The sequence below is a fragment of the Salinirubrum litoreum genome (genome assembly GCF_020567425.1).
Taxonomy (GTDB): domain Archaea; phylum Halobacteriota; class Halobacteria; order Halobacteriales; family Haloferacaceae; genus Salinirubrum; species Salinirubrum litoreum.
The window spans coordinates 1,453,419-1,474,004 of sequence record NZ_JAJCVJ010000002.1 but is presented as its reverse complement, the minus strand read 5'-3'; the positions used below and the strand labels follow the sequence as shown (position 1 = coordinate 1,474,004).

Here is a 20,586-nt window from a genome sequence, read left to right as displayed (position 1 = left end):
GGAGTGGTTGGAAGCGTTGCACGCAGGAGACGCGAAGATGGGCGAATGTCGGTTGTTTCACCGTGACGGTGAGTGGTACTTCCACATCGTCGCCACACGAGACGTGGAGGAACGAGAAACCAGTTCGGCGGCGACGCCGATTGGGGTAGACATCGGGGAAGCCTCTTTGTTAACGGTGTGTCACCGTGACGAGCGCGGCTCCCCGACTGCACCCAACCTCTGGAACGACGAAGGTCAACACAGAAAATTTCCCGTCGACGACCTATCGAAGACGTTGTCAGAACGATGTGGAGAACGACCACAGAAACTGCTTTACCGCACTCACGCAGATGTGTCCGACGGTCAGTGAATCCGTGTTCACACTCGACCGAGTGCTCGGTCAGTGGTTTCACACGTGGCTTCGGGGCCGATTGCGCCCGGAGCGCGCTCGATGAACCGTCTCGGACGTACAGCGGCGGTTCACACTCGGGGTGTGCTCCCGGCAGAGGGTGTTTCGTCCATCTCGTGACCCCGAGTGTGAAGGCGGCGTCGGCCGTGGTAGTCTATCTCCGAAAGGCCGTCCAGTCGCCTTTCGTGTACTACTTGGACATCGCTGGGACGCAGCTCTTCCCCAGTATAGAAATCGTAATTTCAGAAATCGTAATTTCCATCTGCCTAGGCTCTCCAGTCGAAACATGGAGCAGTTCGCCAACCGGGCTGTCGAACTCGACCAACTCACAGACTGCTACGAGTCCGAGACGGCGGACTTCGTAGTTATCTCGGGACGGATATCAAGCGGATGCGGACGATTCTGACCCCTCACCACGTGGCAGGCCGAACTCAACCTCGATCCGGACCGTCTCATAGGGAACGTACGGCTTTTTCGCGCGACCGTCCGCTTCGAAGTGGATGATGTTGTACTCGGCCAGCAGGTGCAGATCGTCGTGGACGTCGTGGACGTCACGATCGAGGCGGTCGGCTAGCGCGCGGATACTTCCGGGCGGGTGCTCCATCACCGCTTCGAGCAGTTCCATCCGTCGATCGGTCAGCAACTGGCGGAGCCGCGCACGATCTTCGAAGTTGACAACATGCGGGACCTCCTCGCCGTTCTCCCACCGTTCGGCGCGCTCGATTGCTGCTGCCTGTGCCTGCTTTTCCGGGAGTGATGTGATGCGGAGTACCGAGGGGTACACAACCTCGTCAGGGCCGGGTGTGAATTCGTCGTGCGTGGGTTCGGTGTCAGTCGGTTCGTTGCTCATAGAGTTCTGTCACCTCGTTCTGGAAGTCCGCTATCAGGTCGGAGAGACCCGTGAACTCCAACTTCGTGATGTCGCCGTCAGGTAGATGTCGATGATGTCGGCCAACATTCAGGTGGTAGGGTGCGTTGTCGTACCGCAGGAGCGTGTCGCCATCAGCGTCCATGTATTGGAAGCTGTACTTTAGCCCATGCGGGAAGTCCTCGCTAACCGGGACCTGCCATGCGACCATCTCGTACCGACTCCCGTCCGGTTTCTCGTCTTCTTCCCGGTACACGACTGTTGCCGGCATCGCCCCTTATGTTGGGATATAACCCCAACAAACATAAAGCTCATCATTGTGGTTGAACCACATCGGACAGAACCGTAGCCACATCTTCTCGTCGGGTTTGTCTGACTACCTGAAACAAAGAGAGAGTCCCGGCCTTTAGCCCGGGCGTGAATCCGACACTCCACGTGACAACCCACGTTTGACAATTATTCCGGGGTATCCTCTCTGACTTTCTTCTCGCCTTCGAGAAGCAACCCCTTCCACGTCAATCCACGATGCTTCTTCAGTTCCTTCAACCGCTCGTACTGTTCGTCGTCATCGAACTCGATGCGAACCTCGACCATACGATAGCACACAAAACACATTTTTGGTGTTCTGGTACAACCCGTAGTCGATGAAGCGAGCCAACACGTTCGAGGTGGGTCCTCTGTCCGACGAGGACGAGGAGTTGCTTCGACACCTATTGGACGCTTCTGCCGCTCTCTGGAACGAAATCAACTACGAGCGCCGCGAACACTATGCCGACTCAGACGCAGACGTATGGAAAATAAGCGAGTATCGCGGTCGCTACGGCGGTGTCCTCGGTGCATCCACTGTTCAACAGAACGTAAGAACCGTGAAGCGTGGAAGTCGTTCTTCAGCCTCAAGAAGAAAGGTGAAGCCAACGGCAAACCCGGATTCTGGGGTAACGCCGACGATGGCCGCGAACTCCGCACCTACATCCGAAACACGTCGTACTCCGTCGAGTGGGGTGAATACTCCCGGATCGAAATTCTCGTCGGCAAAGACCTGAAAGACGAGTACGGGTTGGGACACCACGAGCGACTCCGCCTCGAAGTTCGAGGCGACCCGAACTGGAAGGGGTACGACAAGCAGGGCAGGTTGGAGTTGTTCTACGACGAGCAAGCACAGACGTTCAGGGCCGTTCAGCCAGTCACAGTTGATGATTCTCGGCTGGCACAACCACTGGCTTCGAAAGAAGCCGCTCTGGACATCGGTGCGAACAACCTCGTCGCCTGCACAACCACAACCGGACAGCAACTCCTGTACGAAGGGCGCGACCTGTTTGAGCGATTCCGCGAAACGACGCGAGAAATCGCCCGGCTCCAATCACTCTTGGGAGACGGTCGATACAGCAGTCACCGTACCCGACGCCTGTACGACCGGCGAACAAAACGTCGTGACCACGCCCAAGATGCACTCGCTCGTGACCTCATCGAACGGCTGTACGACGAAGGTGTTTCGACGGTTTACGTTGGAGCGTTGACTGACGTGCTGGACACGCACTGGTCGGTGGAGACGAACGCGAAAACGCACAATTTCTGGGCGTTCAGAGCGTTCGTGAATCGACTGGCGTGTACCGCTGAGGAGTATGGTATGTCGGTTGAGGTTCGGTCTGAGGCGTGGACGAGTCAGGGATGTCCGAACTGCGGTTCGACAGAGGACACGACGCGCCACCGCGACACGCTGACGTGTCCGTGTGGGTTTGAAGGACACGCCGACCTCGTGGCGTCAGAGACGTTCCTGAGACGGCAGACAACGGTGCCACGGTCGATGGCACGGCCTGTATGCCTCAAGTGGGACAACCACGAATGGGTGGAGTCACCACGCTCTCATCGTCCCAACGAGGAGCATACGAACCCGCAAGTTGCCTCCGTGGGTCGGTAAGCGATACCCCAGCGCGAGGAAACCCCGGCGTTCACGCTGGGGAGGATGTGATAGTGGAACTCGTCGTTTCGGCAATCGAACACTCTCTCGCTGTGGCAAATAGGTAAGTACGACGACCAGAGAACTCTCACCCTCACTCGATCGGGTGCTCGGTCAGTGGTTTCACACGTGGCTTCGGGGCCGATTGCGCCCGGAGCGCGCTCGATGAACCGTCTCGGACGTACAGCGGCGGTTCACACTCGGGGTGTGCTCCCGGCAGGGGCAGTCCAGATCTGATCGTGAACCTGAGTGTGAAGCCGGATTGAATGGTTGAGAGCCATCTGTGTACTCTCGCACTCACTGTTCCCCGCCCAGAGCGCCTTCGAGACCGAGGAGACGGACGGATGATCACCCAGCTCACCGTCGACCCCGATTGGTGAACGGGTCGGGTGGACGGACGAGGGCTGTCGATTCGGGACGCCCCGCTCGCCCGCCCTGTTCGGCCAGTGGGGTTCACGCCCTCCCGGCGTGCCAGCGGGTTGGCCTGTCGAGTTCCGTGCGCTGCACGGAACTACCGGCGACAGGCACACTCCGCTGGCCACTCCACTGGCCGGGGCGGCCGCGCGTGGCTTTTTGTACTGAACGAGAGCCCGCCGCTCGCGCCCCGAAGGGGCGCGCCGAAGGCGCGAGCGGCGGTGTCCGTGTTGCTGTTGATGTCGTAGGTTTGAGTGAGAAAGCGACGGCTGGTGAGTCGTCGTGGCGGAAAGGCACCGTGTGAGTGCCTTCGGTGCTAGAACACCAATGAGTAGTACGAAGAGCGGCAAGAAAGCAGTATCGACGAGCAAACAGACGACCAACGAGGCGTGGGCGTTCGAGCGCGTCTCGGTGGAGTTCCGGGCGAGCGTGTCCCAAGAGATCCAGGCGAAGATCGACTATTCCGACGAGCGTGAGCTGGCGGACGGACGGTTGTTCGGGCAGACGCAGGAAGCCTACGAGCGGATGTGTGGACGGGAAGCGGAGGTCGAGCGGACGCGGGCACGGACGGATCGGAGCCAAGAGCCGGGCCGGGAAGGTGCGACGCGGTTCGTGACGGAGGAAGCGAACGAGCAGAGACGAGAGGCGTTTGCGGAGCGGAGAGCGAGTGTCGACCCGTGGGCGGACCCCGAGATCGTCGATCCACGCGAGACGTTAGAGCGTGAGGAGTTGGCGGGTGTGAACAGAGAGGCGGCGCGGTTGCACGGACGGTACGACGATGTGAGTCGGGCGGCAATCGGGCGGGAACTGGGCGAGCGCGTTGCAGAGGGGCAGAGTCTTCTGAGCGCGGTCGTGGCGGTTGCAGAGCGGCTTCGCGAGCGGCCCGGACGGGTCGTGCCTGTCGGGGAACTCGACGTGGTGGATGCGGGTGAGGTCTGTGTGGAAGGCGTGATCGAACGGTTGTGGACGCCATCACACCCCGCGATTCAGTGGGTGGGACTCTTGGAAGACGAGACGGGACGCGTGAAAGTCACCTCGTGGAAGCGGTCGAACCAACCCACGGTGCGGGAGGGTGAGCGCGTTCGGATCCGGGCGGCCGCGAAGAACTGGTACGAAGGGAGTGTGTCGCTCGCGGTGACTGGCTGGTCGGGTGTCACCTTCCCCGGGCGGGGTCGGTACTGGGAGTAATCACCAGGAACAACCTTTTTTGTTGTTTGTTTGGCCACCCAGTGGAGACAGTCAGTTCGAGCAGCTCGACCGAGGAGCGTGCCCATCAGGGCGGATCGGTCACGTCGTTGAGCGGGTCGGTGCTCGCGGTGTCGTACCCAGCACGCCACAACTGGTGGACGGCACGCACGACGAGAACGATCTCCGTGACCCTGATACAGGAGGGTTCGACGTCGTCGTCATCGCTCGATGCCGTCGGCGGTGGGTGGTAGTGGGGGTCTCCGGCCGGAGCGGGGTACTCGTGTGGATGGACGTCCCACCGGAGGATGCGATCCAGTTCGTCGCTGTAGTGGACGTTGTAGTCGTCTGTGACCGACCACCGAACGGTGATCGTCGCGCTCGTCGCCTCACCGATTCCGTCATCAAGGTGGAGGCGCAGTTCACTGGGATTCACCGGATCGTCGAGTGACCCGCGTGCGGGCGGTTCGAGCCGTTCGAACTCGGCACGAACGTCGTAGAGCGCACCAGCGTCGATGGCTCCTCGGATCGAGTGTGACTCGGAGTTCTGCATCACTTTAGCCGGTAACTCCGTCGAGATCACCGTACTCACCGGTCTCGTCTTCGACAGCCTCGGTGGCGTCTGCAAGCGCGGGTGCTGCTCGTGCGAGCGTCAGGTTTCGCCGCGTCGTCTGCCTGTGTGATCACCGCAGCGTCGATCTCGGTGTCGACGGTATCGAGAAGCTGTCGAGCGCGTTCGAGCACGACCGACCGGGGAGCACGCCTGTACCACGTTCCCCGCTCGTCGGGAGGCGAGACCGCCTCGACGAAGCCGTCCTCGGTGAGCATCTTCAGATGCTTGCGTGCAGTGGTTTCTGCAGTCCGTGCACGCTCGGCGATACTGGCGACCGAGTGGGGCTCGTACGTCCGTCTCATGACGGTGCGGACGCGCTCGGCTGAACTGGTGTCTGTTTTCCACCCTTCGCTGACGCGCTCGTTCAGGTCGGCGGGTGGGCAATCGAGTACACGTGGTCTCGATTGTGCAAGAATATTACTTTTGGGATCAGTATACTGAGTTTAGCTGTTCTCACAGGTCACCGGTGTGCTCGACAGAAGGCGGTGCGACGTCGACCGACACGCCAATCGATGCGTGGAAAGAGACCAGGGTGCCACACGATAGCCGAGGGTCTCGACGTCACGGTGCTAGCTATCACCGTCGGAGACGTCGAGACACTCCGTGTCGCCGACGAGACGGACTGGTTCGACGCAGCTTCACAGAGGTCGGAACTGTGGACATTCCACTTTTCGGACGCGTCGTTTCCAGTTATTCCAGAAAGCACAACGTCGTCAGCCCGCATCAAGCGTGCAACGCACAGCACACAGCAGGTGGAGTTCTGTTCGGCACCGAAACTCACGGCTGAGTCGACTCCACGCCAGCAGTCTGGGTCACGCTCAGTAGGCACGACCTCGCTTGAGTGTCGCCATGACGAACAGCGTGTTTTGATTCGGCGGGCTGACAGCGGTGATGCTCTGAGCGGAATACTCGGCGTCTGGTATCCAGCTCGTATTCTCGTTTCTGTACACCAGCATCGGGAGCTCGAACAGGGGAGCCGCAAGGTGGTGTCCAGCATCCGAGTGTCCGAGTGGCGACTCTGATCCGTACACGGTCTCTGCTCGGTTGTACAGAGGATTTGGTGCGAGCCGGAACGCCGATGTATCTCCGAAGACGTCGGTGAAGCGACCAGCTAGCGACTCGGAGAACGGGACCGGTGGTCCGAGTGTACTCGCTGTCGCCCTGACCGCTCTGAGTGGCCAGAACGAATCGCGCCCTGGTGGTCGGTCGGTGATCGACTCGTAGAACGCCTCGATCGGGGCCGTATCCCACGGGTCGTACATCCGTAAAAGTCCGACCGTCCAGTGGACATAATCCGCGCCGAACGCCTTCCCTTCTACGTACAACCACCCGTCTTCGGTCGGCCACAGTCCTGATGCTGCAGCACTCCGCGAAGAGACACCACGAGGGACTGTTACGTCGGTGTCTTCTGTGAGGCGCTCTCGGTAAGCGTCGAGTTTCTCGATATCCGCGAGGAAGCGGCCGGGTGTGTTCGAGACGAGTTGGACGTTCCCGAACCGAATCCCGTAGATGAACAGTGTTTCATCACGGGGTGAGAGGTACGTTTCGGCCTGTTCGAGGACGGTTCGGATCGAGCTGAGATCCGTCGGGATGTCTGAGACGTAGCTGTACTTGAACAGCGGGGCTCGCTCTTCGGGCCATACCGGATAGTAACACGGAAGGATGACGACCGGGCTCTCGTTCCACAGCAAGACGCGATCGGCGATGTCGGGACTCTCGAGTAAGAGATCCGTGTAGCTATCGACGTCTTGAGCGTACCCGTCGGGGATCTGGATGCGTTCGAGTAGCGAGTCGAACATTGGTGATCGGCTCTCTGTTCGCGGTATCCAAGATAGCTGTTTCCGCAGTACGAATACACAAGAAATTAACATTTGGAAAACTATTCGCCGAGATACCCCACATTGTTTCCACAAATCTCTATATCGTGCAGTGTCAACTCGTGCTTCATCGTGTGGTGACGACCCGAGGCTCCGCCTGTCGGCGAGTCAGGATGCGAGAAGAGACATGCAGTCACAGGACGTCCCTGTAGAGGGTGGCACAGCTGCCGACCGAGACGCGACCCACGGAGGCTGCCGGTTAGCTCGACGGGTCGGCATACTTACCACCGGATCGGCGGTGCTCTCTCAGCCGGTGACGGCACAGCGTGCCATCTGTCAGGAGGCATTGAGTATACCGCCTGGACTGATCGAGGGAGCGATCGTGTTGCTCGTCGGTGTCGGCATCTCGATCGCAGTCATCGTCTATCTCGCCACTGCGCTGCTCGGGATGGTTGAGATCGGTCCGGTGGGTCGCCAGCAGGTCGACCAGCACAAACGGGTCGCCTACAGGAGCGCCGCACTCCTCATTATCGGGGGTCCGCTGCTCGTCGTGGTGGGTCGTCTGCTCAAGCTTCCCTCCACAGGGTGTATCAATCTGATCCCATTCTGAGCGGTGACAAGGCGAGCCTCGGCGTCTGTCTCCGACTTGCTCGTGTCGCTGCCACTTGGGACGGTTATCGGGAGGTCAGCTACTCCTGTCGAACCAGTGGTCAGGGGCGACGAGACGAGCAAGTCGATGAACCGGCTTCGAGCAGTTCCTGATGGAGCGATTTAATGAGTACGACAGTGAGGCTTCCGCGTTCGAATCCAGCCGTCATAAGTTGAATTACAGCGACTGAAGACGGCTTACGTTCAACCTGTTCTGGATTTCAGTTGAACGTGGCCGATACATCGGGTCTCGTTCGTACTCCTTACCGTCTCTGGTCAACAGCGGGCACAGAGGGTCGAGGACTGCGTTATCCTGTGTGGCTCGCTTTCTCGCCATCGTTCGGATCGACGTGAACCCCACTCGAACTGAACCGTCGCGAATTTCTGTGACGTCGTCTCCGATCGTAGCCCGAGCGAACGGCCGACGACTCGGATTTTCTTGGCCCCCTGCGGGTGCGGGGCCTCCCACGTGAGGTCCCGAGTAGACCGATGACGACGAACCTATCGATAGATGTACGAAACGGAGAGGTACCGACCGGCGACTGTCCGGAGTGTGCGGGGCCAACAGCCACAGAGCGTGGTGAGACGATCTGCACTGGGTGTGGCCTCGTGCTCGCCGAAGATTTTCTCGATCGGGGTGCAGAGTGGCGGGCGTTCGACGCCGAAGAAACTCGCGGACGCTCCCGTGTCGGCGCGCCGACCACGCCTGCGCTGTTCGACCGGGGCGTGTCCAGTCGGATCGGTTGGGGTGGGGATACTCACGGTACCCCCCTTTCTTCGGGCAAGCGGCGGCGGATCGCCCGGATGCGGACACACGACCGTCGAGCGGTCGCTGGTTCGAAACGCGAGCAGAACCTGCTCCGGGCACTCTCGGAGATGGCACGACTCGTTTCCGCACTGGAGTTGTCGACGTCGGTCCACGAAGAAGCGAGTGTGCTGTACCGTCGTGCGTATCGCGAGAACCTCATGCATGGGCGGACGATCGACGGACTGGTCGCGGGGGCGGTGTATGCAGCCTGTCGTCGACAGGACGTGCTCCGAACGACTGAGGAAATCGCGGCTGGGTCTTCAGTGACTGTACATGACGTGCGAGTCAGTTACCGCGTCCTGAACGTCGAACTCGGTCTCGCCGTCGAACCGGTCAGCCCGCATCTGTATCTCTCGAGACTGGCGAGCCAGTTCGACGTGCCACCTGCCGTGCGACGCAGAGCCGGGGAGCTCGTCGCACTCGCGCTCGACTCGGACATCACTACCGGGAAGAACCCTGCTGGCGTGGCCGGGGGTGCGTTGTATCTCGCGGGGATCGAACAACTCTGTGGGCACACACAGCCTGAGGTCGCTGAGGCGGCCGGCGTGACGGTGGTGACGCTTCGGAAGCGATACTACGACCTCGAAACGCTCTGTGGGGAGCGGGAGGCACGAACGAGCGGCTGAGACGTTTCGAGTCCGGTCGAAAGGCCATCTTCATACAAGGAGGGAATCCCGGCCTTCAGGCCGGGAGGGAATCCGACAACTACTGAACTAACCTCGTTCTGATACTCGGCCCGAATGCCGACCGCTACCTTTAACTTACGCTACTTCTTACGTTTTGATGGATGAGAGCCGACTTCGATATGGAGCGAGGCGGGCCACTTCACGAAGCCGTGAAGGAATACGCCCGCGACCACGGACTACGCCACCCGAGAGCGTACGCCGAACTCCTCTGCAAAGCACTCGAATCCGAAGGCTACGATGTCAACGACGCAGACGGCGAATAAGACGCTGGAAGCCACGCTCGCACCACCAACTCGGTGCAAAGAGCAACGCCTCCAGCAAACGCTGTCTGAATACCGAGACGCACTCAACGACGCCTTCGAGCAAGACTGTACGACGATGAGTGCCACGAACGACGTGGTGACTCCGTACACCCTGCCGTACCAAGCGAAAGACGCCCTCAAATCCTACGTCCCAAAACTCCACAACACGTACAACGCCAACGAGTTAGACGACGAACACCCACTCCGCTTCGTGAATCGGGCCGGGAAGTTCGACCGTGACTCCGAGCGAGAGTACGAAATCTGTTGGAACGTTCCGCAACCCGGTCGTGGAACCAACTTCTGGATTCCACTCCGACTGAATCCTGAACAGGAGGGGCTGTGGGACGACCTTCTCAATGAGGAATCGAGTACCAAAGTAGGCGAACTTCGCTTGCAGAGACACCGGAAGACGTGGACGCTCCACGTTACCGTCGAATACGAAATCACGGACACCTCAGAACTACCCGAGAATCCGACTCGGATTGGGTTCGATATTGGCGAGTCGATGTTGGTCACGGGCTGTGCCCTCCAACACGACACTCCCACGAAACCACTGTTAATCAACGGGCAAAAAGCCAAGCGAATCCGCAAAGAGATGTTTACGACGCTCAAGCGACTCCAAGAGCGAGACGCTTCTGAGTGGCGTATCGAGGAGCGATTCTCGTACTACCAGAACCGACTCACAGACATTATCGAGAAGGCATCTCGTGAGTCTGTGGAGTACGCTAAACAATTCGATACCCCTGTTATGGTAATGGAGGACTTGGCGTACATCCGCGAGTCGTTAGACTACGGGAAGTACATGAACCGACGCCTACACTCGTGGGCGTTCGCTCGCTTGCAGGGTCGAATCGAAGACAAGGCGAAGGACGCCGGGATTCCAGTCCGGTACGTCCACCCGCAGTATACCTCGAAGACGTGTCATTCGTGCAAGCACGTGGGGTATCGACCCCGACAGGCTGAGTTCAAGTGCAAGAATCCTGAGTGCCACGTTTCAACGTTTCAAGCGGATATTAACGCGAGTGCGAACATCGCACGGCGCGTAGACCCGTGGGGAGAGAGCCTACCAGTGAAACAGGTAGGCGATGACTCGCCACAGGACGGGAGCCGTAGTGACACGGCCACGACTCAGTGTGAGCAGAGCGGGACACCCTCGCAAATGACACTCACACCGTTTCAAGAGTCGGAACCCACTGCCAACGACGACTGACTGGCATTCCCACCGTGTGGGAAGCCCCGTCGTTCACGGCGGGGAGGATGTCACGACTCCTTGTTCTCTGTACCGAGTTGCTGGTTGAACAGGGCGGTCGCACGTTCGTACCCGCTGTATCCGTCGAGTCGCTCGGCGTCGTCAGTCACCGCCCAGTACGTCGCCTTGTGTTCGACCAGACCACGGTCCTTCAACCGTGAGAGAGCGGTGCTGACCGCGCCCTCATCGACGCCGATCTGAGAGGCGATTTCGCGAGCCTTGAACGCCCGATCCTCGTTGGCGGCGAGAAACCCGAGGACCTGATCCGGAACGGAGAGTTCTTCGAGGTCGTCTTCGCTCGTGTTATCGAAGGTATCTCGGTCGATGGACATCGTTGAATCGGGGTACGTCATCCGCTGTAAAGAGTGTTAGGAGTGAAAGCTTCGAAAGCGCCGAAGGAGAAATCACGTCGACTACGAAGAGGTTCGAAGATCGTATGCATTGAGGAGATCAGTCTCAACTACTGGATCGACTCGTTTCGAGAGTCGCCGTTCCCGCTGTCGGACGCCGAGCGCGAACAGTTTCACGAGGGAACGGCGTCGTCGGGTGTCGAGGCGACCGAAGACGACGACCGGATCGGTATCGTGGGGAACCCGGATAAGCACAGATATATTACTTTGGACGAGGGTATATGTCGCCCGAAGACGAACACCGCGGTATGCCAGAGCGCTCGCCACCGGAGTCGACCGAGCACGCGACAGACGACCGGACGGTGTTTGAACGCGTATACGACGTCATCACAACGACGACAACCCCTACGCCCGTCTCAACGATAGCCGAACGCGCGGATTGTTCAGAGACTGGTGCGCGTCGCGTTCTCACACAACTCGTCGAACTCGGCATCGCCACCGAGCAGGGGACGCGGCCGGTCGAGTATCGGCGGAACGAGTCGTACTTCGAGTGGAAGCGCATCGAAGCACTCGCCACGGACCACTCCGAGTCGGCGCTACGCGAGCGATTCGAGTCGCTTCAAACCGACGACGAGCAGTACCAGGCCGAGTTCGGCGTGCCGAGTCCGGACGCGGTGACTGCCCAGACGGGGCCGGACGATGCCGAAGTGCGGTGGGAGGCACTGCGAGACTGGCAGACGGTTCGGCGTGACATCAGACTCGTGCGGCGTGCGCTAGATCGAGTCGTAGCGAGTACAGACGACAGAGGTCGAGCGTGACATCGGAGTCAGCTGGTGGGCCGCTCGATATTCCAACCCTCGAAACACTCGGTCGGCGAGCCACGACACACCCGCTCGTGACCGACTGGCGGTTTCGACCCGACCCGATCAGCCCACGCGTGCTCGAACTGTCGCTCGATGCCGACCAGTATCCAGCCGCTATCGACGCGGGACGACTCGACGTGCGGTGGTTCACGGACGGGACGTATTCGTTTCACTATCGAGAGGACACTGCAGACGGTGCCTGGGAGTGTCGCTTCGACCACCATCCCAAGCCGGACGGGCCGAACGCCCACTACCACCCACCGCCGACTGCTGGGTCGGCCGAGGCGAGTCCACTCACCGAGGAACATCCACTCGACTGTCTCTTCTGGGTCTGTGAGTGGATCGACGAGCGTGTCACGACACTTCACGACGCAGACGACGGGTAAGCTGTGCGTCGTATATCTGTGCGCCTCGACGGGCGGAGGCGCAGAAGATGCCAACCGGAGACAACGACGGAATCGACGTACCAAGTGACGACGCCGAGTACTGCGAGCAGTGTCGAGACGAAGGCCGGAGAGACGACCTGTTGCACGCGACAATCGAGGAGTGGCTCGAAGAGCTCCAACAGGATGTCGAGACCGCCTGTGAAAGCGAGCAGTTCGAGCAGTGGCTCTCCGCGCAAGCGCAGTTTCACGACTACTCGGTTCGCAACTCGATTCTGATCCGACGACAGTGTCCAGAGGCGACTCGGGTGGCGGGGTACAGAGCGTGGCAGGAACTCGGGAGACAGGTCCAATCCGGCGAGCAGGCGCTCTGGATTCGCGCGCCGGTTCGAGCGCGGGTGTGTCCCTCGTGTGACGAGTTCCTGCAGGGGCACGGTGACTGTGACGAGGAGACGCCGACCGAGGAGTGGCCGCGTCGAGTGATCGGCTTCCGGTCGGTGGCGGTGTTCGACATCTCTCAGACCGAGGGCGAGCCACTGCCCGAGCTCCAGCACGAAGCGCACGGCGAGGCGGACTGGTTGCTCGACATTCTCCAGCAGATCGCCGACGACTGGGGACTCTCGGTTCGCATACTCGCCGACGAGCAGTGGCCCCACGGTTCTGCGTGGGGCGTGTATGGATCGGCCGACGACCGGATCGACATACGGGATCGAGAGAACACGGCCGACCTCGCCCGGACGTTCCTGCACGAACTCGCACACGCCCGGTTGCATCCCGAGACGCCTGCTGATTCGAAGCAAGCGGCCGCCTTCGAACTCGACGCCGAGGCAACGGCGGCTATCGTCGGGCGACACGTCGGTCTCGATACGAGTGGATCGCAGTGGTATCTCTCTGCGTGGGGTCACGAGGAGGACGTCTCACTCGCCGACCGCTGTGAGGCGATTGCTATGACGGCGCGGGAACTGATCGAACGGATCGACGAGAAGGCTGGCGGCCAGTAGAGGAGAGAAGTATGGCACCGAGACCAATCGTAATACTGACGCGACTGTATCAGCATCGACGCCGGTCCAGACGCTACGTATCGACCGGGGCGTAGCCAACGAATCGAGCGAGTCGTTCGGCCACGTCTCTCGCCAGTCGTTCGTCGGCGATTGCGACCGCCCGGTCGATATCGGACTGACGGAGCGAGACGACAGCCCATGGAGAGACGAATGATCGTTCCGAGAGACCGCCTTCGACGAACCGTCCGTCCAACGGAATCGACGGAGGCTATTCTTTTGTCGTAATCCCGGCGGCGATGTACTGTTCACCCGCAAACGGGTGCGACTCGTCGCTCAGTACGAGGTACGGTCGCCGGGGAGTATTCCCGTACGGATCAGCAGCGACGACGACACTTCCACGCTGGAGCATCACTCGTCACTCGCTTCTACATCGACATCCGAGAGCCCAGCATCCCAGTCGGGGTTCGTATCGTAATGGTCGCCTTCGAACTGCTCAGCAACTGCCCGAAGGCCGATCTCGCTGGCTGTCTGGGCATCGTACGCCTCGATGTTGATCGCCCAGTAGTCTCCTTTGTGTCGAACGAGTCCGCGCTCTTCGAGACGACCCAGTGTCGTTCCGACACTCCCTCGGGGAATCTCGAGTTCGTCGGCAAGTTCACTCGGCGTGAAGCCGAGTTCGGGATTCTGTGCGAGGTGTTCGAGGATCTGCCGTCCGTTCGTCCCTTCGTTCGGAAGGGTACTCGGATGGTAACTCTCGAAATCTACGGGCATTGTAATCTACTGTAACCGTATGCTAACTAGTGTAATCAGTCCTCCGCTCACGGAGTCAGTTCGTCACTCCGCCAAGCGTACCAGCTGTTTTTCGCCCCTTCTGGGGTGCGGGGGAACTCCCGTGAAACCATGCCGACGACACCACCAAGCAACGGACCAAGAGATGCAGTCCGAGCGACTGGACTCGACTCTACGGAGTCACGCACCGACCGAGCGCTGATCGAGCGGATGGACAGGGAGGTCAACGAATGACGACCGCGAAGACGCTCTCGGCGCTGTTCACCTCACGCGGGCGGTGTCGGGTGACGATTCTCGTCGTCGAGACCGCCGGTGAGACGTACACGCTGACCGAACTTGCTACCGAGGCAGGTGTGACGAAAGGGACGGTGTTCCGTGCCCTGCCGGGGTATCTCCAGTGTGGGTTGCTCGAACAGCTTCCCGACGAGAAGGTGTATCGAGCCGATCCGGATGCGCCACTCGTCGAGGCGTTAGGCCAGTTGATCGAGAGTATCGACTCCCGTGATCCGTGACCTACAAACGTACAAACGCGCCAAACAAAGGGACGAATACACAGAGCCGATGCCAATCGGCATCGATACCTTCGAGCGAGAATCGGCCTTCGAGTCAGGAGACACCTACGCAGAGCGTATCCTCCAGTTTCTCGGAGCCAACGACGAGCAGGCGTTCGAGCGCGGTGAGATCGCCGAGGCGACGGGGATCGATCCGAACGTCGTGTGCGCCGTCCTCTCCCGGCTGAAAGACAGAGCCCTCGTGCGACACAAAGCACCCTACTGGGCAATTGGCACTCAGGACCGACTCGCGTCGGCATCGAACCTCTCGGTAAGTCTCGAGAGTGTGAACGAGACGCTCGGGCCAGAACAGATGGACGACTGGGAACAGGCCGGCTCGGAGAATCCCCATCCGAGTGATCGCTCGAAGTGACGACCGACCAGCGTGGGGACAGCGTCGAAGCGAGCGGTCGGTTCAGGAATTCACCCCTCCGTGGGTCGATGGGTTCACCCCCCAACTTCTGCCTCCCGTCAGAGTGGTAGACTGGACTCTCTCGTGAGCCCAGATCACTCTCCGAATCTGTATTTATTCATCTAATTTACCTACCAAATACTTTTATAATATTGACTTAGTTGTATTGTCAATGCAGTCATCCCTCCGACAACTCACTGCGTTGACGTTCGCCGTCCTGCTCGTCGGGGCGTCCGTCGGTCCCGTCGCGTTCAGTGGTCCCGCACTCGCCGGTAACGACGCCGGTAATACCGGAACGAGTGTTGGCAATCAAGAGACGTTCGACCCACCCACGCGAGATGGCCCGAGTGCAGTCGAATTAAAATACGACGCAACCGTCGAACTGGCGACAGTCACAGCCGAGCAGAACGCGACGACCGATCCGGAAGAATCTCCTCGGGTGACAAGTATCTGCGCTGGTCTCTGGCGTGTCTCAAACCCGAACGGCCAACCGGTCTCGTTCTCGTGGGACATCTACGGAACAGCGGAGGGGGGAAGTGGTGTCGTGCCCGCGATCGGCGAGGCGTACTTCGAGAGTTCCGAGGACGTGACCGTGCGCCTGTTCGTCGGCGGTCAACAGGTGGACGTGAAAGCCTCGAACCCCGACGACTGCTCGGAGTCGGAGCGTGCGCTGTTGAACGACTCAAGCTCGGAGAGTGAGACGTCACTCGATCCGGATCGGGCACAGTCGCTTGCAGATCGGCTGAACGGGACGTTCAGCTCCTTCACCGGCCCGAACCGACTGACGAACGCGAGTGCTGTCGCCACCGAGCGGGAGATCGTCGAGACGACGAACACCTCTGCACGCGGTGTTGCAGAGTCGGTCACGCGCGCTGAGGGTGTACTCGCTAAAACTGCCGTTTCGGACGTGCGCCGGACACGGGCGGTCCTCCGAAACCGGAGTCTCGACTCGACGTACGACGCCGGAGCTGTCGATGCATCACTGACGAAGGCCGAAATCGCACTCCAAGCCGGTGATGCGGCGTTTCGTGCAGGTGAGTTCGACCAAGCCGTCGGGTCGTACGAGACTGCGTGGTCACACGCACGAGACGCGCTCAACCGGATGGACGCTGGTGTCGGCCCGCGAGTGACTCTCTCGACGCCTGCAGACCCCCGACTCGATGCGAACGAGACCCGGCAACTCGCCGTCGAAGGGGAGATCTTCGCGGTCGAACAGTCGGCTGTGAACGTCACCGCGAGCATCGACGGTGAGGCGGTTCCGGTTCGGATCGAACCGGTCCAGAAACCGGGTGTGGACAGACGCTTTGCGGTCGTGTTCAACCGGAGCGGTACGGACGCTCCCGAGACGGTAACTCTCACCGTCTCCTCCGCGAACCGGTCGGTGACGAAGCAGGTGCGATTCGACGGTGACCGCCTGCCGGATCGCACCGAACGACGCCTCGGGACCGATCCGCTCGATCCCGACTCTGATTCGGTGAACACGACCGTAGACGAGGCCGATGACGGCGTCCCGGACGATCAGACCGACCTCGACGGGGACGAACTCTCGACGTACGGTGAGTTCAGACTCGGCACCGACCCGCTCGTCACGGACACCGACGGCGACGGACTCGACGACGGCACCGAGGCGCGGAGCATGACCGACCCGCTCGTCGCCGATACGGACGGTGACGGCGTACTCGACGGGGCCGAAGACGAAGACGGCGACGGCCTGAACGCGTCTCAGGAGGCCGCGAACGGCACGCTTCCCGGACTCGCCGACTCGGACGCGGACGGACTCTCCGATCCCGTCGAGTTGCAAGGAGCGACCGATCCGGTCGTCGCGGACACGGACGCGGACGGGCTGTCGGACGGCGCAGAACGCGATCTCCCGACCGACCCGACCGATCCGGACACGGACGGTGACGGCACGCTCGACGGCAACGAGACGTTCACGACGAGTGCGGACAACGACTCGCTCGGCACGAGCGTCTCGGTGACGGGAGCCGGGGCAGTCGCCGAGTCGGTCGAGATCGAACGGGCGACACGCGCCGGCTTCGAATCCGGTGGGGTCGCTACGGCGACCGCGTCACCGGTCGTGGATATCACGGCCGACGCTGAGTTCGAGACGGCGACGCTTTCGTTCAGCTACGACGACACTGCACTGCCCGGCCGTTCGGAAGCGAACCTCACGGTCTACCGGTACAACGAATCGCTTGGTACGTTCGAGCCGCTCGACTCGACGGTCGATCCGACGAGTAACACGGTCACCGCCGAGACGGGCCACTTCTCCGTGTACACGGTGATGGACCAGTGGCTCTGGGAAGAGGCGATCTCGTACGATCAAGAGCTGATCGAGGCCTCCGACCGAACCGTTCGGGTTGAACAACCCAGGTTCAACCGGAGTGTCGTCCCACTAGCGACTACACAGACGGTTTCAGAGTTCTACGACTACGAGAACCTCCAGTCGGACAGTCTGACCGACTTAGAGCGGTCGGACACTTCCATCACGTTCCTGTACGAAGGTCCGGAACGGTTGAGCTTCGTGACGATCCACGACAAGGCCTCGGACGGCACCGACGGGAAAGTGAGCTTCGAGTTCACGGGACTGCCCGAGAACGGCGAGTGGGTCGTCCAAGACGGATCGGGAGATTTCGACTCGAAGACGGAGACGATTCCGAACTGGTCGTGGGCACCGAACAAGAACGACGGCGGGGCGTTCGGCCCGCTCGGGGAGAACTTCTCGGTGACGGTCACGCCGCGATTCAACGAGGATGCCTACCGAGACACGGACAAGACGGGTGAGATCAGCGAGTGGCAACTACTCTCCTCGAACGCGTCGGACCCGGACCGATACACGCTGGACATGGACGAACCGCTGGTGATTCGAAGTACGAACACGAGCAACGACCCGGACGGTGACGGCATCCCGACGACAATCGAGTTGACGGGCATCCCGGTCGGCAACGGCCAACAGATCGTCACCGATCCGAACAGCGCAGACACGGACGGTGACGGCCTCCTCGACAGCGAGGAAATTCTGTACAACGAGTCCGCGCAGGTGCACCCGCGAACCGGTGACGTGTTCTACGAGATGGTCGCCGATCCGACCGATCCGGACACCGACGGCGACGGTCTCCGTGACGACACGGAAGTCGAAGGGTGGACACTGAACGTGAGCGAGACGAGCGGAAAGCCCGACTCGTGGGACCCCGACGGCGAGCCGATAGCGGTCTCTTCGGACGCCCGAGTGCCCGACTCGGACGGTGACGGGCTGTCGGATGCAGTCGAGAAGAACCGGACCCACACCGATCCGACCCAGCAGGTGACGTATGCAGTGACCGAACGGCATCAAGAACGGATCGTCGAGACGGCAGAAAACCGGTGGGAGAGTACCGTGTTCAAATCCGGCGTGCAGAACTCCTTGCAGGCACTCGGTCTGCTCGGTCCCGAGGAGTCGCCTGCGAAGTTAGAGGAGATGGAACTCACGGATCGGACGGACGACTTCGACTTCGTGACCGCCGAACAGTCCACACGAAGTGGCATCTACGAGAACGTCTCCTTCACAGCACTGGACGGGACGACGCGGACGGACACGTGGGTAGCGAACGCCGAGGAAGCACGCGCCGAGACCGATCCGTGGGACCCTGATACGGACGACGACGGACTGACCGACGGACAAGAACTGAAGTGGGTGACGACCGCAGAGCAACCTGTGGGGAGTATTCAGCAGATCGAACGATCCTCACTGGGTGACCGTGGCACACTCGGAACGAGCCCGACGAGTCCGGACTCGGACGGTGATGGCTACTGGGACGGCTGGATCGGCGTCTACGGCGTCGAGCGGACCGAGAACGTCGTACTGTACCGGGAGCATCTCCGGGATGACGACGATGGTGACGGGCTAACGGTCGCCGATGGAGACGACGACGGCGGAATCAAGGCTGGGGAAATCGTTCAAGAGCAGACCGGCGTTCACGACGTGACTGAACGATCAGCCACTGGAACTGCTCTTCCTGCACTGTCCGGTTCGTATCACTCGAACACTCACATCGGAGAGCTTCACTGGAAGACCTACGACCCCAGCCAGCCCGGTGATCCAAGCGATCCTGACATCACGCCGTCTCCATCGCTTGACGTGGAGGTTGACTACTACGAATCGATCAACGAGGCGGAACTCGATTGGTTCGAGACGGTCGAAAGATCGTATGCCCTCTACGGCATCGATGTCGAATTCTCCATCGACGACGAACTTACTCGCTCCGAGCTTCGATGTAGATCGAGCACCTGCCTCGATGAAGACGACCTCCCGCCGACATCGCTTCAGGACGCACGAGCTATCGAGAGTCGATTCCATGATAATACGTCGAAACTCTATCTGTTCGTCTCTCCCGACGGAGACGACAATCCGGGGCCGATTCCGGACTACGCGCCTGATGTTGAGGGTGTTGCTTCTACTCAAGGTTCCGACGTTGCCGGTCTCGGATTCGGTACGATGGTGTTCCTCAACGACCACAATGCCTCGATCACGGGGAATTTTGAGGGACCACGACGGATTCACCTCGCAAAGACGACGACACACGAGGTCGGGCACATACTCGGTGCTGGCCGTGGAGATGACGAATCACAGTTCGTCATCCTCCCAGCAGAGGTCTACAGCGGTTCCGGTGCAGACAGCACTCCAGAAGAAGTCGGTTACTCCGGGGTAGGTAGTGATAGATGGAGCGTGATGAGTGCTGGATGGAACGATCCGGTGGATTCACCACCGATGGATGGTCGATACGTCGTGTTCAGTATCGAAGAGCTAAGCACAATCGAAGTCAACAATATAGCAACGGTGGAATAGTATGCGTCGTCTCACCACTGGAATACTCGCTGGTGTAATCGTACTCACGCTCATCGGAGGTGGGCTGGTGTACGCGGCAACGAGCTGTGCCACCACGATGTCGTGGGACTTGGAAGTCGGCGTAGACGAGACAACAGTCACTGAAAACGGCTCGGTAGCGTTTCGCGGTGAAGCCGGTATCACAGGCAGTACCGGACAGCCCCGTGTGCAGGGCGTCGAAGTCGTGTTCATCGGTGAGAACGGAACTGAACTCACTGCGATTCCGCTCGGAGATTTCGGTGTGAACGCACAGAAGACACGCAACATCACGGTGACGCTTCCTGAACGTCCTGTCCGTGTCGAACTCCGAGCAGAGCAAATCGACGCGGACCCCGACTCGGAGTGGTCTCTCCTCGGCCTCGAGTGGACCGGTGAGATGTACCGGAGCATCACAGTCCGGTCGTCTCCTGAACCGTGGTACTGCTGAAAGAGACGGCG

20 protein-coding genes and 2 pseudogenes are annotated in these 20,586 nt (G+C 60.4%); 14 read left to right on the top strand and 8 right to left on the bottom strand.

Features of this window, described 5'->3' with window-relative positions; translation table 11 throughout:
- A pseudogene (locus LI337_RS15995) lies at positions 1–238 on the top strand (RNA-guided endonuclease TnpB family protein); the annotation flags it as partial.
- A 532-nt stretch (positions 239–770) separates the two neighbouring features.
- Here LI337_RS15995 and LI337_RS15990 read toward each other — a convergent pair.
- From LI337_RS15990 to LI337_RS15980, 3 genes are all read right to left on the bottom strand, one after another.
- Entirely contained in the window at positions 771–1,238 is a 468-nt protein-coding gene (locus tag LI337_RS15990; RefSeq protein WP_227230883.1) for an HVO_A0114 family putative DNA-binding protein, read from the bottom strand.
- A complete protein-coding gene (locus LI337_RS15985; protein WP_227230882.1) occupies positions 1,219–1,527 on the bottom strand; it encodes a toxin-antitoxin system TumE family protein in 309 nt (102 codons plus the stop codon). The genes LI337_RS15990 and LI337_RS15985 overlap by 20 nt, the downstream gene beginning before the upstream one ends.
- A 185-nt stretch (positions 1,528–1,712) precedes the next feature.
- Positions 1,713–1,862 (bottom strand): hypothetical protein, encoded by a 150-nt coding sequence (locus tag LI337_RS15980; protein WP_227230912.1) that lies wholly within the window; start codon positions 1,860–1,862, stop codon positions 1,713–1,715.
- 38 nt (positions 1,863–1,900) lie between these two features.
- Here LI337_RS15980 and LI337_RS15975 point away from each other — a divergent pair.
- Together LI337_RS15975 and LI337_RS15970 are read left to right on the top strand one after the other, a co-directional pair.
- A pseudogene (locus LI337_RS15975) lies at positions 1,901–3,174 on the top strand (RNA-guided endonuclease InsQ/TnpB family protein).
- A gap of 780 nt (positions 3,175–3,954) precedes the next feature.
- Entirely contained in the window at positions 3,955–4,815 is an 861-nt protein-coding gene (locus tag LI337_RS15970) for a DNA-binding protein (protein WP_227230881.1), read from the top strand.
- Positions 4,816–4,900: 85 nt separating this feature from the next.
- Here the strand turns inward: LI337_RS15970 and LI337_RS15965 are convergent, their stop codons facing one another.
- The 3 genes from LI337_RS15965 to LI337_RS15960 all read right to left on the bottom strand — a co-directional run bounded on the left by LI337_RS15965 (position 4,901) and on the right by LI337_RS15960 (position 7,224).
- Positions 4,901–5,365: a toxin-antitoxin system TumE family protein gene (locus LI337_RS15965; RefSeq protein WP_227230880.1), complete on the bottom strand. Its 465-nt coding sequence runs from the start codon at positions 5,363–5,365 to the stop codon at positions 4,901–4,903.
- A gap of 35 nt (positions 5,366–5,400) precedes the next feature.
- A complete protein-coding gene (locus LI337_RS20320; RefSeq protein ID WP_425600780.1) occupies positions 5,401–5,793 on the bottom strand; it encodes a winged helix-turn-helix domain-containing protein in 393 nt (130 codons plus the stop codon).
- Positions 5,794–6,243: 450 nt separating this feature from the next.
- Complete coding sequence (locus LI337_RS15960; protein ID WP_227230879.1) at positions 6,244–7,224, bottom strand: hypothetical protein; 981 nt, start codon at positions 7,222–7,224, stop codon at positions 6,244–6,246.
- 205 nt (positions 7,225–7,429) lie between these two features.
- Between LI337_RS15960 and LI337_RS15955 the strand changes: the two genes are divergently transcribed.
- The 4 genes from LI337_RS15955 (at position 7,430) to LI337_RS15940 (ending at position 10,896) form a co-directional block, all read left to right on the top strand.
- Entirely contained in the window at positions 7,430–7,852 is a 423-nt protein-coding gene (locus tag LI337_RS15955) for a DUF7985 family protein (RefSeq protein WP_227230878.1), read from the top strand.
- A 527-nt stretch (positions 7,853–8,379) separates the two neighbouring features.
- On the top strand, positions 8,380–9,324 hold the full coding sequence (locus tag LI337_RS15950; protein ID WP_227230877.1) for a transcription initiation factor IIB: 945 nt from the start codon (positions 8,380–8,382) through the stop codon (positions 9,322–9,324).
- Between the two features lie 161 nt (positions 9,325–9,485).
- Positions 9,486–9,647, top strand: coding sequence for a hypothetical protein (locus tag LI337_RS15945; protein WP_227230876.1), 162 nt, complete (start codon positions 9,486–9,488; stop codon positions 9,645–9,647).
- Positions 9,622–10,896, top strand: a complete 1,275-nt coding sequence (locus tag LI337_RS15940; protein ID WP_227230875.1) for a transposase — start codon at positions 9,622–9,624, stop codon at positions 10,894–10,896. The genes LI337_RS15945 and LI337_RS15940 overlap by 26 nt, the downstream gene beginning before the upstream one ends.
- 50 nt (positions 10,897–10,946) lie before the next feature.
- Here the strand turns inward: LI337_RS15940 and LI337_RS15935 are convergent, their stop codons facing one another.
- Positions 10,947–11,267 carry a MarR family transcriptional regulator gene (locus tag LI337_RS15935; RefSeq protein WP_227230874.1) on the bottom strand — a complete coding sequence of 107 codons (321 nt, stop codon included), beginning with the start codon at positions 11,265–11,267 and terminating at the stop codon, positions 10,947–10,949.
- A gap of 326 nt (positions 11,268–11,593) precedes the next feature.
- On the opposite strand from LI337_RS15935, the gene LI337_RS15930 reads away from it, so the two are divergent.
- The 3 genes from LI337_RS15930 (at position 11,594) to LI337_RS15920 (ending at position 13,532) form a co-directional block, all read left to right on the top strand.
- Positions 11,594–12,103, top strand: coding sequence for a DUF7342 family protein (locus LI337_RS15930; RefSeq protein ID WP_227230873.1), 510 nt, complete (start codon positions 11,594–11,596; stop codon positions 12,101–12,103).
- Positions 12,104–12,180: 77 nt separating this feature from the next.
- Positions 12,181–12,534, top strand: coding sequence for a toxin-antitoxin system TumE family protein (locus LI337_RS15925; protein ID WP_227230872.1), 354 nt, complete (start codon positions 12,181–12,183; stop codon positions 12,532–12,534).
- A 47-nt stretch (positions 12,535–12,581) separates the two neighbouring features.
- Complete coding sequence (locus LI337_RS15920) at positions 12,582–13,532, top strand: ArdC-like ssDNA-binding domain-containing protein (protein WP_227230871.1); 951 nt, start codon at positions 12,582–12,584, stop codon at positions 13,530–13,532.
- 408 nt (positions 13,533–13,940) lie between these two features.
- Here the strand turns inward: LI337_RS15920 and LI337_RS15915 are convergent, their stop codons facing one another.
- Positions 13,941–14,303 (bottom strand): MarR family transcriptional regulator, encoded by a 363-nt coding sequence (locus LI337_RS15915; protein WP_227230870.1) that lies wholly within the window; start codon positions 14,301–14,303, stop codon positions 13,941–13,943.
- 248 nt (positions 14,304–14,551) lie between these two features.
- Between LI337_RS15915 and LI337_RS15910 the strand changes: the two genes are divergently transcribed.
- The 4 genes from LI337_RS15910 (at position 14,552) to LI337_RS15895 (ending at position 20,575) form a co-directional block, all read left to right on the top strand.
- On the top strand, positions 14,552–14,833 hold the full coding sequence (locus LI337_RS15910) for a helix-turn-helix domain-containing protein (protein WP_227230869.1): 282 nt from the start codon (positions 14,552–14,554) through the stop codon (positions 14,831–14,833).
- Between the two features lie 49 nt (positions 14,834–14,882).
- Positions 14,883–15,245, top strand: a complete 363-nt coding sequence (locus LI337_RS15905; RefSeq protein ID WP_227230868.1) for a MarR family transcriptional regulator — start codon at positions 14,883–14,885, stop codon at positions 15,243–15,245.
- A 211-nt stretch (positions 15,246–15,456) separates the two neighbouring features.
- Positions 15,457–20,109 (top strand): hypothetical protein, encoded by a 4,653-nt coding sequence (locus tag LI337_RS15900; RefSeq protein WP_227230867.1) that lies wholly within the window; start codon positions 15,457–15,459, stop codon positions 20,107–20,109.
- A 1-nt stretch (position 20,110) separates the two neighbouring features.
- Positions 20,111–20,575 carry a hypothetical protein gene (locus tag LI337_RS15895; protein WP_227230866.1) on the top strand — a complete coding sequence of 155 codons (465 nt, stop codon included), beginning with the start codon at positions 20,111–20,113 and terminating at the stop codon, positions 20,573–20,575.
- The last annotated feature ends 11 nt before the right edge of the window (positions 20,576–20,586 follow it).

Excerpts from the sequence above, each read along its gene's own strand:
- LI337_RS15990 (WP_227230883.1), bottom strand. The coding sequence starts at position 1,238 with ATGAGCAACGAACCGACTGACACCGAACCCACGCACGACGAATTCACA.
- LI337_RS15985 (WP_227230882.1), bottom strand. The coding sequence starts at position 1,527 with ATGCCGGCAACAGTCGTGTACCGGGAAGAAGACGAGAAACCGGACGGG.
- LI337_RS15970 (WP_227230881.1), top strand. The coding sequence starts at position 3,955 with ATGAGTAGTACGAAGAGCGGCAAGAAAGCAGTATCGACGAGCAAACAG.
- LI337_RS15965 (WP_227230880.1), bottom strand. The coding sequence starts at position 5,365 with ATGCAGAACTCCGAGTCACACTCGATCCGAGGAGCCATCGACGCTGGT.
- LI337_RS15960 (WP_227230879.1), bottom strand. The coding sequence starts at position 7,224 with ATGTTCGACTCGCTACTCGAACGCATCCAGATCCCCGACGGGTACGCT.
- LI337_RS15955 (WP_227230878.1), top strand. The coding sequence starts at position 7,430 with ATGCAGTCACAGGACGTCCCTGTAGAGGGTGGCACAGCTGCCGACCGA.
- LI337_RS15950 (WP_227230877.1), top strand. The coding sequence starts at position 8,380 with ATGACGACGAACCTATCGATAGATGTACGAAACGGAGAGGTACCGACC.
- LI337_RS15945 (WP_227230876.1), top strand. The coding sequence starts at position 9,486 with ATGAGAGCCGACTTCGATATGGAGCGAGGCGGGCCACTTCACGAAGCC.
- LI337_RS15940 (WP_227230875.1), top strand. The coding sequence starts at position 9,622 with ATGTCAACGACGCAGACGGCGAATAAGACGCTGGAAGCCACGCTCGCA.
- LI337_RS15935 (WP_227230874.1), bottom strand. The coding sequence starts at position 11,267 with ATGTCCATCGACCGAGATACCTTCGATAACACGAGCGAAGACGACCTC.
- LI337_RS15930 (WP_227230873.1), top strand. The coding sequence starts at position 11,594 with ATGCCAGAGCGCTCGCCACCGGAGTCGACCGAGCACGCGACAGACGAC.
- LI337_RS15920 (WP_227230871.1), top strand. The coding sequence starts at position 12,582 with ATGCCAACCGGAGACAACGACGGAATCGACGTACCAAGTGACGACGCC.
- LI337_RS15915 (WP_227230870.1), bottom strand. The coding sequence starts at position 14,303 with ATGCCCGTAGATTTCGAGAGTTACCATCCGAGTACCCTTCCGAACGAA.
- LI337_RS15910 (WP_227230869.1), top strand. The coding sequence starts at position 14,552 with ATGACGACCGCGAAGACGCTCTCGGCGCTGTTCACCTCACGCGGGCGG.
- LI337_RS15905 (WP_227230868.1), top strand. The coding sequence starts at position 14,883 with ATGCCAATCGGCATCGATACCTTCGAGCGAGAATCGGCCTTCGAGTCA.
- LI337_RS15900 (WP_227230867.1), top strand. The coding sequence starts at position 15,457 with ATGCAGTCATCCCTCCGACAACTCACTGCGTTGACGTTCGCCGTCCTG.
- LI337_RS15895 (WP_227230866.1), top strand. The coding sequence starts at position 20,111 with ATGCGTCGTCTCACCACTGGAATACTCGCTGGTGTAATCGTACTCACG.